This window comes from Synechocystis sp. LKSZ1, from assembly GCF_040436315.1.
GTDB lineage: Bacteria > Cyanobacteriota > Cyanobacteriia > Cyanobacteriales > Microcystaceae > Synechocystis.
This window is the reverse complement of record NZ_AP031572.1, coordinates 2,908,805-2,923,496: the sequence shown is the minus strand read 5'-3', so window position 1 is coordinate 2,923,496 and position 14,692 is coordinate 2,908,805. Positions and strand designations below refer to the sequence as shown.

Genomic DNA, 14,692 nt, shown 5'->3' with positions numbered 1-14,692 from the left:
ACTTGGGCCGTGAGTCTGCTAATCAGTTTAATCTATCGAAAAATCAATATGTCCTGGCCTTTGGGAGGCCGACTCATTTCTGCCAAAATATAAGCCAGGCCTAAACGTTTTCCCACCATGACCGACCTTGCTCGTTCCCTCGACCTTGCGCCCTACATTGACCATGCCCTCCTCGACCCTACCGCCACCCCCGAGGATCTCAACAGGGCCTGTGACCAGGCCGAGCACCATCGTTTTGCGGCTATTTGCGTTTATCCCAGTGCCGTTCCTCAGGCCGTAGAACGGTTACGGGGGAAAAAGGTGGCGGTTTGTGCCGTGATTGGTTTTCCCAGTGGGGCCAGTACATCGGCCAGCAAACTCTACGAGGCCCAGGAGGCAACAGAAGCCGGGGCCACGGAATTGGACGTAGTGATTAACCAAGGTTGGCTCAAAGCAGGCCTGACTAATGAAGTGTACCAAGACCTCGCCCAAATTTGTGAAGCGACGGGACAAAAGGTCAAAGCCATTCTAGAAATGTCTCGCCTGACAGAAGCCGAAAAACGCCTGGCCGCCGATATTTGTCTAGATGCCGGGGCGAGCTATCTGAAAACCAGTACGGGTTGGTTTGGTGGGGCCACCGTGGCCGATGTCCAGTTTCTGGCCCGCTTAATCCAGGTCCGGGTCGGCATTAAGGCCTCGGGCGGTATCCGCACCCTAGAGCAGGCAATTGCCCTGATCGAAGCCGGCGCAACCCGTTTAGGGACATCCCATGGGGTAGACCTGCTCCAACAACAACGGGCCCTGGAATGAGTCGCTGTTACGATGTCACCGGCATCATTCTTAAAAGTCTGCCCCTGGGGGAAGCCGACCGTCTCTTAACGATTCTGTCCCCCGAGCGTGGTTTGATGCGAGTGGTGGCCCCCGGTGCTCGTCAGGGAAAATCTCCCCTGCGAGGCCGCTGTGAAATTTTTGCCACTAATCAGTTTCACCTCAGTCAAGGGCGGAGCCTGGCCCGGATTTTACACATCGACAGTCTCCAGAGTCCGCCGCATCTCAGCCAAGATGTGGGCAAGCTGGCGGCCGGTCAATATTTAGTAGAAGTGGTTCTACGTCTGGGGAGCGAAAACCAGGCCCAGACAGACCTCTATAATCTCTTGCAAGAACATCTGCAACGCTTGGCCCGGCTACACCCAGAGCAATCCCTACACGCATACCTGGCCCAGGCCCTGTTTCATTTATTGGCCCTGGAAGGTTTTGCGCCCCAGGTGCATCACTGTTGTGTAAGCCAAAAACCGATCACACCGGACTTCATCGATAGTCACTGGCGTATTGGTTTTAGTGCCGAACAAGGGGGCCTGATTGAACTTCCGGTTCCTGGCCGCGTTGCCAAAATCAATGCCCTTACCCTCATGCTCTTGCAACACCTAGCCGAGCCCACCCTACCAGACCCCCAACAAATCCTGCCTCCGACCTTGGCCCGGGCCTTTCGAGACAAATACTGGATAGACCTGGAACACTTGCTCCGGGACTATGCCCAGCACCATCTCGACCATCGCTTTAAGGCGGCGGCCCTGTTAGATACCCTCGTTGATCTCGCGTTTTAACTGGCCCGGTGGCGGTCAATTTTTTCCAAGGCCTGTTCTAGACCCAGGGCCTGGAGTTGGCCCTGGCCCACAACGGAATTAACGCCCTCTAGGGTAGCCAGAATATTGCGGGGGTCGAGGAACATCACCTTACTGCTATCACTGGTGCCAATGCTAGCGGCCATGGTCAGGTACTGCTGGGCCAATAAAAAGCGCAGGGCCTCGGGAGCATTGGGGTCGGAACTGAGTTTTTGAGTCAGGATCGCTAAGGCCTCGGCAGTGGCTTTGGCTTCTAGGATTTTTTGTTGTTGCTCGGCTTCGGCCTTAAGAATAGCGGCGGTTTTTTGGGCCTCGGCATCCAGAACGCGGGCTTGGGCCTTCCCTTGGGCCGAGTTAATGGCAGCATCCCGTTCCCCTTCAGAGGTCAAGATCGCGGCCCGTTTCTTCCGTTCGGCGGCCATTTGCAATTCCATGGAATCCTGCACGGCTTTGGAGGGCATAATATCCCGCAGTTCTACCCGCGTCACTTTAACGCCCCAGGGATCGGTGGAAATATCTAATTCCCGTAGGAGCAGTTCATTAATTTCAGAACGGGCGGTAAAGGTCTCGTCCAGTTCCATTTTGCCCACTTCGGCTCGGATCTGGGTTAATACCAAGTTGACCATGGCAGACTGGAGATTTTCCACTTTGTAGTAGGCCTTTTCCATATCCACAATGCGCCAGTAGACCACGGCATCCACGGTGATGGAAACATTGTCCTTGGTAATACAGGATTGAGGGGGAATGTCGAGGACTTTTTCGCGGATAGTACCCTGGTAAACCACCCGGTCAATGAAGGGAACCACAAAATTCATGCCCGGTTCTAATTTTTTGTTGTAGCTCCCGAGGCGCTCTACTAAGTACTCATTTTTTTCATTGACGATTTTGACAGAACCAAAGAGGGCCGAGCCGCCAAAGGCCAAAAAGAAAAGAATAAATAAACCTTCCATTGCTGTAATGTCTCCTAATAATTTGATTGTAATTAATGCTGTTTATTCTGCTGGAAATAGAGACTGAGGGTTGGGCTCTTCCACCGGATAAACCATTAGCGTATTGCCCTTGCGACCAATAATATAAACCTTCTGCTGGGGGGCCAATTCCAGGGAGGGGTCTTGGCACTCAGCCCGCCAGGAATTGCCTTCGTAGAGCACTCGGCCGGCTTGGCCCGGTAAAATCGCCGTTAGGGTTTCTCCTTCCACGGCATCTTGGAGGGGCCGACGATGGGCCGCTCGTTGGGGTAGAAAGCGACGGGACACGATGACTAAGAAGGTTGAAATCGCCAACCAGCAAGCGACCTGAATCCCTGGATTGGGAATGACCAGGGCAATCCCCGCCACCATAATGGCGCTAATCCCCATCATCAGCTCGACAAAAGCCGTGGGGAAGATCAGTTCCAGCAGGCACAAAACAGAGCCGGCAATAATCCAAAGCGGAACAGGGTTCATAGGGAGCAGAAGGGGATGACGCTCTTGTATGCTAGCCCAGAAATCCTGATGGATTACAGGTTCTGGCTAAGCCAGCCGGCTGAGGAATTGGAGCAGGGCCCGACTCCGGTCGGTGAGCAAGCTACGACGGTAGGCATCCGCCGCTTTTTTCACGATTTCTGCTTGGGTCGGGTAGGGATGGATCACCCCCGCTAGGTGATTGAGACCCAGATTCCCTACCATGGCACTGGTAAGGGTTGAAATCATTTCCCCTGCGTGCCGGGCCACCAGGGTTGCCCCCAGAATTTTGTCGTTGTTTGGGCCATGGAGAATATTGAGAAAGCCCTCGGTTTCGCCGTCGGTTAAGGCGCGGTCAATCTCCCCTAGGGCAATGTGAATCGTCCGGAAGGAAAGGCCCTTAGCCTGGGCCGCTTCGGCAGAAAGACCGACTTGGGCCACTTCCGGATCGGTGTAGATGACCTTAGGAATAATCAGTTGGCTCAGGCGGCTCCGTCCCAGGCCCCAAGGGGAAAACAGCATATTTTTAATCACCAGACGGGCGGCGGCATCGGCGGTGTGGGTAAACTTCCAGGGCAGGCAAATATCGCCGGCCGCATAGATGTTGGGATTGCTGGTCTGTAGGTAGTCATTGACCATGACCCCTGTTTGGGCATCGTACTCCACCCCGGCGGCATCGAGGTTGAGGCCCTCTAGATTGGGGACTCGGCCAGCACCAACTAAAATTTCATCAACGACCAGGGTATGGGTTTGGCCCCCTTGGTGGTAAATAATCTGTTTTCCGCCAGCCACCGGCTCTACGGCTTGAATTTGGGCCGATAGGATTAGCTCTAGGCCCTCTTGCTGAAAAACCTCCTGTAACAGGTCAGCCGCTTGGGGGTTTTCTCGGTTTAAAAGCCGGTCATGCTTGTGGAGGAGTGTGACCTGGGAACCCAAACGCTGAAAGGCCTGGGCCAATTCACAACCGATAGGGCCAGCACCAATAACTGCCAGACGAGGGGGACATTCTGTTAAGGAAAAGACGGTTTCGTTGGTTAAAAAACCGGTTTTCGCCAGGCCAAGCATGGGGGGATGGTTGGCCCTAGCTCCGGTGGCAATCACCGCTTTTCGGTACTGAAGAACCGCGCCTTCTACCCTCAGCGATTGGGCATTGACGAACTGGGCTTGACCCAAAAATACATCGATCCCCAGGCCCTGTAGACGCTGGGCCGAATCGTGGGGACTGAGGTCTGCTCGAATGCGCCGTAGACGTTCCATGACTTGGCTAAAGTTAATGGCTGGGGAATCGACTCCTGAGAACCCTAGGGCCTGGGCTTGTCGTAACTCTGCCACCGTCCGCGCCGAACGCAGGAGACTTTTGGAGGGGACACAGCCCACATTTAAACAATCGCCGCCCAGTAAATTCTTTTCAATTAGGGCAATCTTTAAACCTAGCCCTAGCCCCGCACAGCCTGCGGCCACCACCAGGCCAGCCGGCCCACCACCGATCACGACGACATCGTAGCGCTCTTGGGGTTGGGGATTCTGCCAGTCCGAGGGATGAACCGCCGCTAGTAGCCGTTGATTATGGTCATCTAAGGGCAGAATACTCGGGCCGCCGGGCCCTTCCCTATCCATGGCTGGACTCATGGGAAGCCTCCTCTGTTTCAACGATGCTATCGGCTAAGGCCCTGCGGGCCATTTGAGTCACATAGCCCGTTACCCATACCGTGGCCCCCAGGCCAAGAAGCCGCAGACCCCACTGTACCCAGGGATTAGCTACTGCTGTTGTCTCCGTACCCAGCAGGGCCAGATTGCCGACCACGGCCCCCAGGTAAACATAACTAACCGTACCAGGAATCATCCCCACCGAAGCCAGGGCATAGTCCTTGAGGGAAACACGGGTAATGCCGTAGGCATAGTTCAGCAAAATAAAAGGGAAGGCTGGAGAAAGACGGGTCAATAGCACAATTTTAAAGCCCTCTCGACCAACGGCTTGGTCTACCGCGCGAAAACGACGATTGGCCGCAATTTTATGAAACACCCAATCCCTGGCCAGATAACGGCCGACCAAAAACGCGCTAATGGCCCCCAGGGTGGCTCCTGTGAAGACATATACCGAACCCATCACCACCCCAAAAATGGCCCCGCCCCCCAAGGTGAGGAAAGTACCCGGAATCAAGGCCACTGTCGCGATGGTGTAGAGTCCGATAAAGGCCAAAACGCCCCAAGGGCCAAGGTGCTCGATCCACTCCAAGGCCTGGAGTAGAAGTTGCTGGGGATGAAAATTAAGGGAGGGGTTTCCGGTGGGACTGGCCCCGAGGACAAGGCTTGTAAACCCCAGGACTAGCGACGAGGAAAAGCACATAGCAACCATTGAAGCGAAGGGCGGTGTAATTAAGCGAGGTGATTGGGATCCACGATAACTACGCACCAGGTTAACAAAATGGATGAAGAGCCCATGGGATTTTGATCACGACAGGGCCAATGCCTCGACTGAAATTTGAAGTTATATGACGGGATGCCCAAGAATTGAGCAAAGCATCAGGGAAATCGTGCGGGATGGGGCAAAATGGGATTATCTTTATTTGCGTTCAGGATAACCCCACCGGTGCAGTACAAGATTCGTTTCCGACCTGCTTTCTCCCTGCTCTACATTACCCTGAAACCCAAAGAACAGCTGTATGTAAGTCTCGATACATTGGTGAGTTTGGATGAAGGGTTAACCCTCAAAATGCGCCTGGGTCTTGGGTGGCTTGCGAGTCTTCTCTTCCGTGGCCTGGGGGGAAAGATTCCGGTGCTCAATCTTGTCCAAAATCCAACGACGGAACCCCTCACCTTTACTTTAAGCCAGGGGGCTCTGGGAGATTTGATACCCTTGGATATCACCAAGGCAGGGCTTTGTATCCAGCCAGCTTTTCACATTGCCCACACCACGGGCGTCCGCATGGGCCTGCAATGGGCCGGCTTTTCTAGTTGGTTGGCCGGCCAGGGCCTGTTTGCTCTCAAACTATCGGGTAAGGGCCGGGTGTTTGTGGCCAGTTGTGGTTATCTATCGTCTTACCCGGTTCATCAGCGTCTCGCCGTCGAACATCATCATCTGGTGGCCTATAGCCCCAAGCTGAAGCTGAGGGTCAACTTCCCCAAGGGAGTCGTGGGTTCGGAAGTATCGGGGGAAGGGATGATTTCCCAATTAATCGGTGGGGGAGCGGTCTACCTTCAATCCCGAAGTTTAAGTGGCCTCAGTCGCTATCTGCGGCTAAAATGCCGTTGAAGGATGCTGGAAGCGTAACCCATGCAAGTTAATTTTCTCCATCAACCAGAAATGGCCGTGGCCCACCTGATCCTAGAGCCCAACGAAGAAGTTTTGGCCCAGGCGGGGGCTTTAATCGCCATGAAGGGTAATTTACAGACCCAGACCCTCCTGCGTCGGGGGAGTGAAGTGGCAAAATTACCCAAGGTCAGCGCCACCCAGATTAAATCCTTATTTCTAAATAGCTTTAAAGCCGATGACCAAGGTGGAGAATTATTGCTGGCGCCCCCCTTAGTGGGCAACTTAGTGTGTTACCGCCTAAGTCAATACAAGTTAATTATTCGCCACAGTTCTTACCTGGCCTCGAGCAGCAGTATTGAAATTTTTGTGGGCTTTCAAAGTTTTAAATCCCAGATGAAAGCTGAAAAAAGTACTTGGTTGAGCTTATTTGGCGACGGTCTGGTGTTAATGAGTGCCCTCGGGGGCCTCTATGAAATTACCATCGACCACAGCTATCGCATTAACCTAGAGCATGTAGTGGCTTTTGAAAATAGCCTCCGGGCCAAAATCCTACCACGCCAGAAAAGTTGGCTATTGCCCTTTGCCAGCGGGCAGGAGACCCTCTGCGAATTTAAAGGGGAGGGTAAACTCTTTTGCCAAACCCATCGTCCTAAGGCCATGGCCAAGGCCCTGTCCCTGGGCCTCAAGCCTGCCCATTTTAAACTCAGCCCGCCTTAGCACTGCTCTAATGCCACCATGGATCCCATCGAAGAAAACCTAGCTGAAAGCCTCATTCTTAGTGCCAAGGAGGGGCGGGAAAAAAAAGCCGAGCCTCCCGAGGTTCGCGACATTTACTTTACCGTTGACCATGAACCCCTCTACACCACCCTAGACCTGGAATTAACCCCCAAGAAAAGTATTCTGGTGGATGCTTCCACGGTGGTCGCGATGGATCCCAGCGTAACGCTGATGACTAAATTACGAGGCGGCCTGCTCCAAAACCTGGCGAAGATCCTGGGCCGAGAGGTGATTGTGCTCAATCAATTTTCTGCGGATAGCCAAGCGGGCCATCTACGCCTCGCGCCGCCCCTGCCCGGAGACATTCACCACTACCACCTCTCAGACAAAAAGGGCCTGTACCTCCATTCATCTCATTTTTTGGCCTGTAAACCGACGGTACAGATTAATACTCACTTTACGGGAATGCAGGATTTTTACAATGATGACAGCACGGCCCTCCTACATTTCACCGGCCAGGGAGACCTCTGGTTTAGTTCCTGCGGCGGACTTTTGGATGTTGCGGTCGATGAAACAATTACCTTCAACCCCGACTACGTTTTGGCCTTTGAGGATAGTTTGGACTATGAAGTCGAAGTCTGTGAAGGGCTCTGTGCTGATCATTTGAAGGAAAATTTGTTTGGGGGGAAAGGGCGCCTGTGTCGTCTCCGGGGCGAAGGACAGGTTTGGTTGCAGAGCCGCCAAGACCACAGTTTTTTGAACTACTTGAAATCTTTTTTGCCCAGTGTTCGTACAATTGAAGCACCCTAGCAGGAGAGTTTTCCATGGCACGGCCGTCCCTTCGCTCCATCGGGGCTCAATTTTTATTAGTACTTTACTTTCTCATCGGCCTCTTAGTTCCGCCACTATTTGCCGAAGCCATGGTCAAGAAGCCCATCCAGGCCCTGGCTGCCGACCAAATGATTCCCCGCATGGAAACGCTCTGGAAGGGACACTACGAGGCCTACTTTCAACGGGCCTTCGCCAGCGTCACCCTCAGTGGCAACCAAATTGCTGAGCGTCTTCAAGTTCTCCAGCAAGAAACGGGTAAGCGGATGGCCGTTCTCTGGCTCACCTCCGAGGAAACGGAATTAGTCAGCTTAGTTGCTCTACCCGGCCGGGCCCCCCTCGGGTACCATCTCCCCGAAGCCAATCGGGCTAAAGTCCAGCAAGTCAGTCAGGCCTTTATTGCCGACCTCACTCGCCCCAGTACGCGCCGTCATTACCTCACGACCGGGAAGCAACTCTACGATTGGATTATTGCCCCCATTGCCCCTGCCCTTGAACAAGCGCAGATCGATACGCTCATTTTTTGCGTGGGTAAAGGCCTGCGCTCTGTGCCCTTTGCTGCCCTCTACGATGGCCAACAATTTTTAGTCGAAAAATACGGCATTACCCGCATTCCGGGGTTTAATCTATCCACCATCGCTAAGGGGAATTTAAAAAATGCCCAAGTCCTGGCCCTGGGAGCCTCGGAGTTTCAGGACAAACCGGCCCTACCGGGGGTGGCCACGGAATTAGAAACCATTGCCCAAATTCCTTGGCCAGGGGAATTTCTGCTCAATCAACCCTTCTCGATTCAAGGTTTCAGCCAATTGCGCCAGGGCCAACCTTTCAAAATCGTGCATCTAGCTACCCATGCAGATTTTCTGCCGGGTACCCCAGAGCAATCCTATATCCAATTCGGCAATCGTCGCCTCACCCTAGCCCAGATGGGGGAACTGAATTTAAACAATCCCCCCGTGGATCTCTTGGTGTTGAGTGCTTGCCAGACTGCCGTTGGGAACGAAGATGCAGAATTAGGCTTTTCGGGCCTGGCCATTCAAGCCGGTGTCCGCTCGGCCCTAGCGAGTTTCTGGTCAGTGAGTGATGCGGGAACCCTGGCTCTGATGAGTGAATTTTACCAACGTCTCCACCAGACGGGGGATAAGGCAAAGGCCCTCCAAGAGACTCAAAAAGCCATGATTCGTGGGGAAGTCTACCTCAAGAAGGAAGCCTTGGTGAGTTCTCGGGGAGTTTTGCCTCTCCCGCTAGTCTTACAAACGGCTAAGGCCAGTGACCTCTCCCACCCGTTCTATTGGGCCGGTTTTTCCCTGATTGGCAGTCCCCTTTAGGCCTTAATGACTGATACTACAAACTCGATTCCGGCCCTGGGCCTTGGCATTGTAGAGCGCATTATCGGCCCGGCGCAGGGCATCGCCCATACTACTATCGGATTTGCAGTAGCTAGAAATGCCGATACTGACTGATAGGTAAATCGTCTGCTGTTCAATCTTGGGACAGAGATGCACAACTTGGTGGCGAAGACGTTCCCCTAACACCAGGGCCTGGTCAAGACTGGTTTTGGGCAGAATGGCAACAAATTCTTCTCCCCCAAAACGGCCAATTTTGTCCGTATCCCGCAGACTATCGTGGAGAACGCCGGCGATCAGCTTGAGGCATTCGTCTCCACAGTGGTGGCCGTAATGATCATTCACCTGTTTAAAGTGGTCGAGGTCGATCATCATCACGGCAAACTCATCCCCGTAGCGATGGGTGCGGGCAAACTCCGTTTCACAAAAAGTCGCGATCGCTCGCCGGTTAGCCAGGCCTGTCAGGGGGTCGAGCAGGGCAATGTCTTCTAATTTTTGGTAGGCTTCCTTGAGTTCATCCTGGGCCTGTTTGAGGAGTAATTGGGTCTTAACCCGAGCCAGGAGTTCAGGCGCATAGAAAGGCTTATTGATATAGTCCATGGCCCCCTTATCAAAGGCCTGAATCAGATGCTCACGTTCGTTACTGGCAGTCAGGAAAATAATGGGTAAATTAAGCTCTAGGTGCTCGGCTCGAATTCTTTCGCAAACCTCTAACCCGCTCATTTCCGGCATCATCAAATCTAAGAGAATGAGGTCGGGTTGACTGGCCCTAAGGCGTTCCAGGGCCTGTTTGCCGCCGGTGGCAAAGGTCGTCATATAACCAGCCCGGTCTAAAATTTCAACGACTAACTGTAGATTGCGAGGCACGTCGTCAACCACCAGGATCAAAAATTTCTCTGGCTGGAAAGGCTTCATTGGTAAAGAATCGCGCTGGGGGACGCTCTGTTGGGGTTTAATCCCCAGCTTAGCCTATTTGTTTCCCCCTGCTAGGGCTTGGTAAATTTCTGGAAACAGGGCCAAAATTTTCTCAATATTTTCACTATCAAACTGGGCCAGGGCCGCTTCGAGCGATTGAACGTACTGGAGTAGGGGCAGGCACTGGAAATCTTCTCCCCACTGCCGCAGGTTTTGGGCAAAGGCCCGTAGGTCGCGCACAATCAAATGATGACGTAACTTTTCCCATTGGCCTTCCGCCTCAGCCAAATGGCCAAGAAGTTCGGGAGGAAAATAAGCATAGTCCATTAACGGCAGAGCGAGGGAAGCAACACTCACTCCGGGGTTTGTCGTTTGTGCTGAACGGGGTAGGAGTGACTTGAAGACCGCCACCAGGGCCGTGCGGGTAACGGGCTTACTCAATTGACCTTGACAGTGTTTTTGAACTAAACAATCGATCCCCTGGACTTGGGAAGCGGTCACCACCACAATTGGGATAGACGCGGTGGCCGGGTTTTGGCGTAGTCTCTCGATCAAGGTTTTGCCGTCCATTACCGGCATCAGTAGATCGAGCAAAATAACGTCTACTGACTGATTTTTGAGGATCGCTAAGGCCTCTAGGCCATTTTCTGCCTCCAGAATGCGATGGGCCGTTCCCAGGAAAAAACCCTGGAGTAGAAAACGATTGGAAGCCACATCATCAACAATCAGGATAGTGGCAGGGGCGAACTGGGCCAGATTGCTGTCTGCACCAGCATCGTCTAGGTCATCCCTTATGGCCTTGAGGACTTTAACCTGGGGGAAAATAAGCCGAAAAGTACTGCCTTGGCCCAGACTGCTGTGTAATTCAATGCGTCCTCCCAACATTTCGATCAGGCGGCGGGTAATGGTCAGTCCCAAACCGGAACCCCCGTATTTCCGGTTACTCTGGCCCTCACTTTGGGTAAAGACATCAAAAATGCGTTCTTGATCCTCCGAAGCAATGCCAATTCCCGTATCGGTCACCTGCAGCAATAACTGTCGAAACTCAGGCTCGGAGCACGGGGTAACCTCCACCTGAATCGTGACCTGGCCCTGCTCCGTAAACTTGAGGGCATTCCCCACCACATTAAATAACATCTGCCGTAGTCGAATCCCGTCAAACTCTAGCAAGGAGGGGATTCCACTTCCCATTCGAGTACCTAGCTGTAGTTGTTTTTGTTCAGCGATAGGGGCAAAGATCGTATAGACTTCACCCACTACCTGGGCCACATCCACCGCCTCGTAATTAGGAACGAGTTTCCCCGCTTCAATTTTAGACAGGTCTAGGATGTCATTAATCAAAGCCATCAGGGTCTTACCGCTAGCGCTAATGGCTTGAAGATAGGACTGAGCCGTCGGGTCATGGATTTGTTCCTGGAGCAGGTCACAAAAACCCAAAATGGCATTCATGGGCGTGCGAATTTCATGGCTAATATTGGCTAAAAACTCACTTTTGGTACGGTTAGCGGACTCTGCCTTTTCCTTCGCTAGCGCTAGCTCCTGGGTTCTTTGTTCTACTCGTTGTTCTAGGGTATCTCGGGCCTGGCGGAGTTGGCGAAATTGATTCTGCAAAACCTGCACCATCTTCTCAAAATTACTGGCCAGGACGGCAATTTCCCGCACAGGACTATTGAGTTGGGCAAAGCGATTTTCAGGATGTTCCAATTGATAAAGAATATTGGTGGACAGGCCCGCAAGCTGGAGGAGGGGCTGGGCCAAACGACGACTAATCATCGCAGCGGTAGCAAAACCAATCACGGTCACAACCATCAAAATACCCAGATTTTTGACGGAGATCTGTTGGAGCAGATCAATTTGCGTAGCGGGGCTAATCCGCACCACCAATTGCCAGAGGGCTTCCCCCGACAAAGGGGAACGATCGTAGTAGTAGGACTGACGCCAGCGGGTCATGGGCGATACAGAAAGATTGGGAAGCCAATGCTGAATCCCTCCAGGGAGTCGCCGCAGACTGCCATTGCTCTCTAGGTTCAATTGCCGGATGGTTTTCAGGCCTCTTTTATTAGAAGAAATAATTTGATTCTGGTCATCTAGAACGAGGACTTCGAGGTGTTTAAGCTGGGGATTTAACACCAGAAACTGTTGAATAGGCTGGATATCCAAGGAACCGTAGATAAAACCCAGCAGTTGTCGGCCTTGGCGAATGGGGATGGTGATGCCGATGTGGGGGGACAGTTGGGCCCCATCTTGATGGAGGGGAGAAATCAACGGTTGCTGATGGGGAATATTTTGCAGGGCCGACACCTGATCCTGTCGCACTTTTCCCACCAAAGATTCGCCAACCTCATTGCGTTGGGGGCGGCTACTGATAATTTTGCCCTGGGCATTAGCCACGTAGAGGGTGGAAAACCCAGGAAAGGCCTGCTTAAAGGATTGGGTGAAGTGGTCTAGGGTGATCTTTGTGGACAAAGACCGATTGGTCGGCTCTAGAAGTAAGGGGGTTATGCCAGCGGCAAAGGTTTTGGCCCCATTCACATGCTGGTTATACCAATACTGCACATTTGTCTGTAGGGGCACTGCCAAGGCCTGGAGTTCTGTTATGATTTCAGTCTCCATGGTTTGAAAGGCCTGTTGGCCCTGGAGAATAGTCACCAACAATAGCGGTAAAAAAATGAACGTGACCAACAGATTAAAGAGGGTCTGGGCCAGGGATAGCTGGGTCTGGGAAAATCGGGAAGAAGGAAAAAGATAGGGTAGAATTTGACGAAGTAGGGCCGTCGCCACGAGGCTGTTAAAAATACCATTAACCGCCTGTTTTAAGGCCACCAACTCCGCCGCGACGGGGGGCATTCCCAGCAGAAAATGATAGAGAATATAAACTAGGGGCAGGCCCAGCACCACCCAAAAAATACTATCGATGAGAACTAGATTGCCGGGATGACGACGCAATTGCCAGCCGACAAAAATAGCCTCTAAGATGAGGACAAACCAAGCATAGGGATGATGCCACAGGACAATAGTATGGGCACCCACCAGTACAGTACTGAATACCCCCAAAAACCAACCGTAGTGACTGAGAATGACTAGGGTGGCCACACTGCCAAAAATAAATTCCACCCCAAAATAGAGAGGAACAGTGAAATAATTCCCCAGATAGCCCGCCAGGATGAGAAGCAATAATAATCCATTGATTTTCTTCCCTTGGCCCATAGGTTTGACCTCCGCTGGAAGCAACTCGCTAGCGTAACGAAGCCGGGGGAATGGTACTTTTTCCGACTTAGCCTAGATTAACTATAGGATTTCCTTGAGGGCATAGACAACTCGCTCCTGCTCTGCTACGGTCATCTCGGGAAAGAGGGGTAGGGAAAGAACTTCCGTGGCGACTTGTTCTGTGTGTGGCAGGGTACCTGCACCGTAGCCCAGCTCACCGTACACGTGTTGTTGATGAAGAGGAATGGGATAGTAGATCATCGAGATAATGCCCTGCGCCAACAGTTGCTCTCGGACGCGGTCCCGACGATGGGAGGGGGAAGATGTATCGCTCAAAACCCGGATGGTGTATTGGTTCCAGACGTGGATTCCTCCCGCCAAGGCTGTGGGCAAAATAATACCCGGTAAAGGGGCCAGAAGACGGTCGTAATTTTGGGCCAAAATTTGCCTTGCTTGATTCCATTGCTCCAGGTAACGCAATTTCACTTGCAGGACGGCTGCCTGGAGGGCATCTAAACGACTATTGACCCCAATAGCTTCATGGTAGTAGCGCTGACGACTGCCGTGCTCCTTAAGCATTCTTAGCTCCGCGGCTAAGCGTTCCGACTGGACGGTCATGGCGCCACCATCCCCACAGCCCCCCAGGTTTTTGGTCGGGAAAAAACTAAAGGCCCCCACATCGCCCCAACTACCAACGGTTTTTCCTTGCCATTGGGCTCCCGTGGCCTGGGCACAGTCCTCAATCACCTTCAATTGGTATTGGTTCGCCAGGGCCATCACCTGGGTCATATCCACCGCTTGACCAAACAAATGCACCGGCATAATCGCCTTAGTACGAGGCGTAATGGCCGCTTCAATTAATGAGGGATTGAGGTTAAAGGTGGCCGGGTCAATGTCGATAAATACCGGCTTGGCCCCGGCAGCGGAAATCATTTCAGCGGTGGCAAAAAAAGTAAAGGCGGAGGTAATCACTTCATCGCCTGGGCCAATCCCCAAGGCCCGCAGGGCCAGGTAAAGCGCATCCGTTCCTGAATTACAACTAACACAATGGGGCATTCCCACGGACTGAGCAAAGGCCTGTTCAAACTCACTAACCACCGTGCCGCCGATGTAGTAACCGGAGCGTAGAACGGCCAGGGCCGCGGCGCTGGCTTCGGCATCAATCTGCTGATACTGGCGGGCTAAATCAACGGGGGGGAGCTTATTCACGTAGGTAAAGTTTTAAAAGAGCGCTTTCTATGATTCATCCTATGAAAACAAATTTTTGCAGCGATGGGAAGCATTCCGACCAAATCCAAGGCAGAGACGCAAGCTCTCAACCTAATCCTCCCAGTTAAGGCTTCAGATTTTTACCCCTCCGCCTGCGGCACTGCCCCTTCACAAGGG

13 protein-coding genes are annotated in these 14,692 nt (G+C 52.7%); 6 read left to right on the top strand and 7 right to left on the bottom strand.

Features of this window, described 5'->3' with window-relative positions; genetic code table 11:
- Positions 1 to 117: 117 nt before the first annotated feature.
- Positions 118 to 789, top strand: a complete 672-nt coding sequence (gene deoC, locus ABXS88_RS13270; protein WP_353672519.1) for a deoxyribose-phosphate aldolase — start codon at positions 118 to 120, stop codon at positions 787 to 789.
- Entirely contained in the window at positions 786 to 1,583 is a 798-nt protein-coding gene (gene recO, locus ABXS88_RS13265; protein ID WP_353672518.1) for a DNA repair protein RecO, read from the top strand. The genes deoC and recO overlap by 4 nt, the downstream gene beginning before the upstream one ends.
- On the opposite strand, the gene ABXS88_RS13260 is transcribed toward recO, so the two are convergent.
- From ABXS88_RS13260 to ABXS88_RS13245, 4 genes are all read right to left on the bottom strand, one after another.
- The gene (locus ABXS88_RS13260; RefSeq protein ID WP_353672517.1) at positions 1,580 to 2,551 is read right to left on the bottom strand and encodes an SPFH domain-containing protein; all 972 of its coding nucleotides are present in this window, start codon (positions 2,549 to 2,551) and stop codon (positions 1,580 to 1,582) included. The genes recO and ABXS88_RS13260 overlap by 4 nt on opposite strands.
- Before the next feature lie 42 nt (positions 2,552 to 2,593).
- Positions 2,594 to 3,046 (bottom strand): NfeD family protein, encoded by a 453-nt coding sequence (locus ABXS88_RS13255; protein ID WP_353672516.1) that lies wholly within the window; start codon positions 3,044 to 3,046, stop codon positions 2,594 to 2,596.
- A 66-nt stretch (positions 3,047 to 3,112) separates the two neighbouring features.
- On the bottom strand, positions 3,113 to 4,672 hold the full coding sequence (locus tag ABXS88_RS13250) for a mercuric reductase (RefSeq protein WP_353672515.1): 1,560 nt from the start codon (positions 4,670 to 4,672) through the stop codon (positions 3,113 to 3,115).
- The gene (locus ABXS88_RS13245) at positions 4,653 to 5,390 is read right to left on the bottom strand and encodes a TVP38/TMEM64 family protein (RefSeq protein WP_353672514.1); all 738 of its coding nucleotides are present in this window, start codon (positions 5,388 to 5,390) and stop codon (positions 4,653 to 4,655) included. The genes ABXS88_RS13250 and ABXS88_RS13245 overlap by 20 nt, the downstream gene beginning before the upstream one ends.
- A 204-nt stretch (positions 5,391 to 5,594) precedes the next feature.
- Here ABXS88_RS13245 and ABXS88_RS13240 point away from each other — a divergent pair, with 204 nt between their 5' ends.
- From ABXS88_RS13240 to ABXS88_RS13225, 4 genes are read left to right on the top strand one after another with little or no spacing between them, the layout of a single operon-like run.
- On the top strand, positions 5,595 to 6,296 hold the full coding sequence (locus tag ABXS88_RS13240; RefSeq protein WP_353672513.1) for a TIGR00266 family protein: 702 nt from the start codon (positions 5,595 to 5,597) through the stop codon (positions 6,294 to 6,296).
- A 21-nt stretch (positions 6,297 to 6,317) separates the two neighbouring features.
- Entirely contained in the window at positions 6,318 to 7,013 is a 696-nt protein-coding gene (locus ABXS88_RS13235) for a TIGR00266 family protein (RefSeq protein ID WP_353672512.1), read from the top strand.
- 18 nt (positions 7,014 to 7,031) lie between these two features.
- A complete protein-coding gene (locus ABXS88_RS13230; protein WP_353672511.1) occupies positions 7,032 to 7,823 on the top strand; it encodes a TIGR00266 family protein in 792 nt (263 codons plus the stop codon).
- Between the two features lie 14 nt (positions 7,824 to 7,837).
- Positions 7,838 to 9,166 (top strand): CHAT domain-containing protein, encoded by a 1,329-nt coding sequence (locus ABXS88_RS13225; RefSeq protein WP_353672510.1) that lies wholly within the window; start codon positions 7,838 to 7,840, stop codon positions 9,164 to 9,166.
- A gap of 3 nt (positions 9,167 to 9,169) precedes the next feature.
- On the opposite strand, the gene ABXS88_RS13220 is transcribed toward ABXS88_RS13225, so the two are convergent.
- From ABXS88_RS13220 to ABXS88_RS13210, 3 genes are all read right to left on the bottom strand, one after another.
- A complete protein-coding gene (locus ABXS88_RS13220; RefSeq protein WP_353672509.1) occupies positions 9,170 to 10,099 on the bottom strand; it encodes a diguanylate cyclase in 930 nt (309 codons plus the stop codon).
- A 54-nt stretch (positions 10,100 to 10,153) separates the two neighbouring features.
- The gene (locus ABXS88_RS13215; protein WP_353672508.1) at positions 10,154 to 13,306 is read right to left on the bottom strand and encodes an ATP-binding protein; all 3,153 of its coding nucleotides are present in this window, start codon (positions 13,304 to 13,306) and stop codon (positions 10,154 to 10,156) included.
- 81 nt (positions 13,307 to 13,387) lie between these two features.
- Positions 13,388 to 14,515 carry a DegT/DnrJ/EryC1/StrS family aminotransferase gene (locus tag ABXS88_RS13210; RefSeq protein WP_353672507.1) on the bottom strand — a complete coding sequence of 376 codons (1,128 nt, stop codon included), beginning with the start codon at positions 14,513 to 14,515 and terminating at the stop codon, positions 13,388 to 13,390.
- Positions 14,516 to 14,692 lie beyond the last annotated feature (177 nt).

Excerpts from the sequence above, each read along its gene's own strand:
- deoC (WP_353672519.1), top strand. The coding sequence starts at position 118 with ATGACCGACCTTGCTCGTTCCCTCGACCTTGCGCCCTACATTGACCAT.
- recO (WP_353672518.1), top strand. The coding sequence starts at position 786 with ATGAGTCGCTGTTACGATGTCACCGGCATCATTCTTAAAAGTCTGCCC.
- ABXS88_RS13260 (WP_353672517.1), bottom strand. The coding sequence starts at position 2,551 with ATGGAAGGTTTATTTATTCTTTTCTTTTTGGCCTTTGGCGGCTCGGCC.
- ABXS88_RS13255 (WP_353672516.1), bottom strand. The coding sequence starts at position 3,046 with ATGAACCCTGTTCCGCTTTGGATTATTGCCGGCTCTGTTTTGTGCCTG.
- ABXS88_RS13250 (WP_353672515.1), bottom strand. The coding sequence starts at position 4,672 with ATGAGTCCAGCCATGGATAGGGAAGGGCCCGGCGGCCCGAGTATTCTG.
- ABXS88_RS13245 (WP_353672514.1), bottom strand. The coding sequence starts at position 5,390 with ATGTGCTTTTCCTCGTCGCTAGTCCTGGGGTTTACAAGCCTTGTCCTC.
- ABXS88_RS13240 (WP_353672513.1), top strand. The coding sequence starts at position 5,595 with ATGGGATTATCTTTATTTGCGTTCAGGATAACCCCACCGGTGCAGTAC.
- ABXS88_RS13235 (WP_353672512.1), top strand. The coding sequence starts at position 6,318 with ATGCAAGTTAATTTTCTCCATCAACCAGAAATGGCCGTGGCCCACCTG.
- ABXS88_RS13230 (WP_353672511.1), top strand. The coding sequence starts at position 7,032 with ATGGATCCCATCGAAGAAAACCTAGCTGAAAGCCTCATTCTTAGTGCC.
- ABXS88_RS13225 (WP_353672510.1), top strand. The coding sequence starts at position 7,838 with ATGGCACGGCCGTCCCTTCGCTCCATCGGGGCTCAATTTTTATTAGTA.
- ABXS88_RS13220 (WP_353672509.1), bottom strand. The coding sequence starts at position 10,099 with ATGAAGCCTTTCCAGCCAGAGAAATTTTTGATCCTGGTGGTTGACGAC.
- ABXS88_RS13215 (WP_353672508.1), bottom strand. The coding sequence starts at position 13,306 with ATGGGCCAAGGGAAGAAAATCAATGGATTATTATTGCTTCTCATCCTG.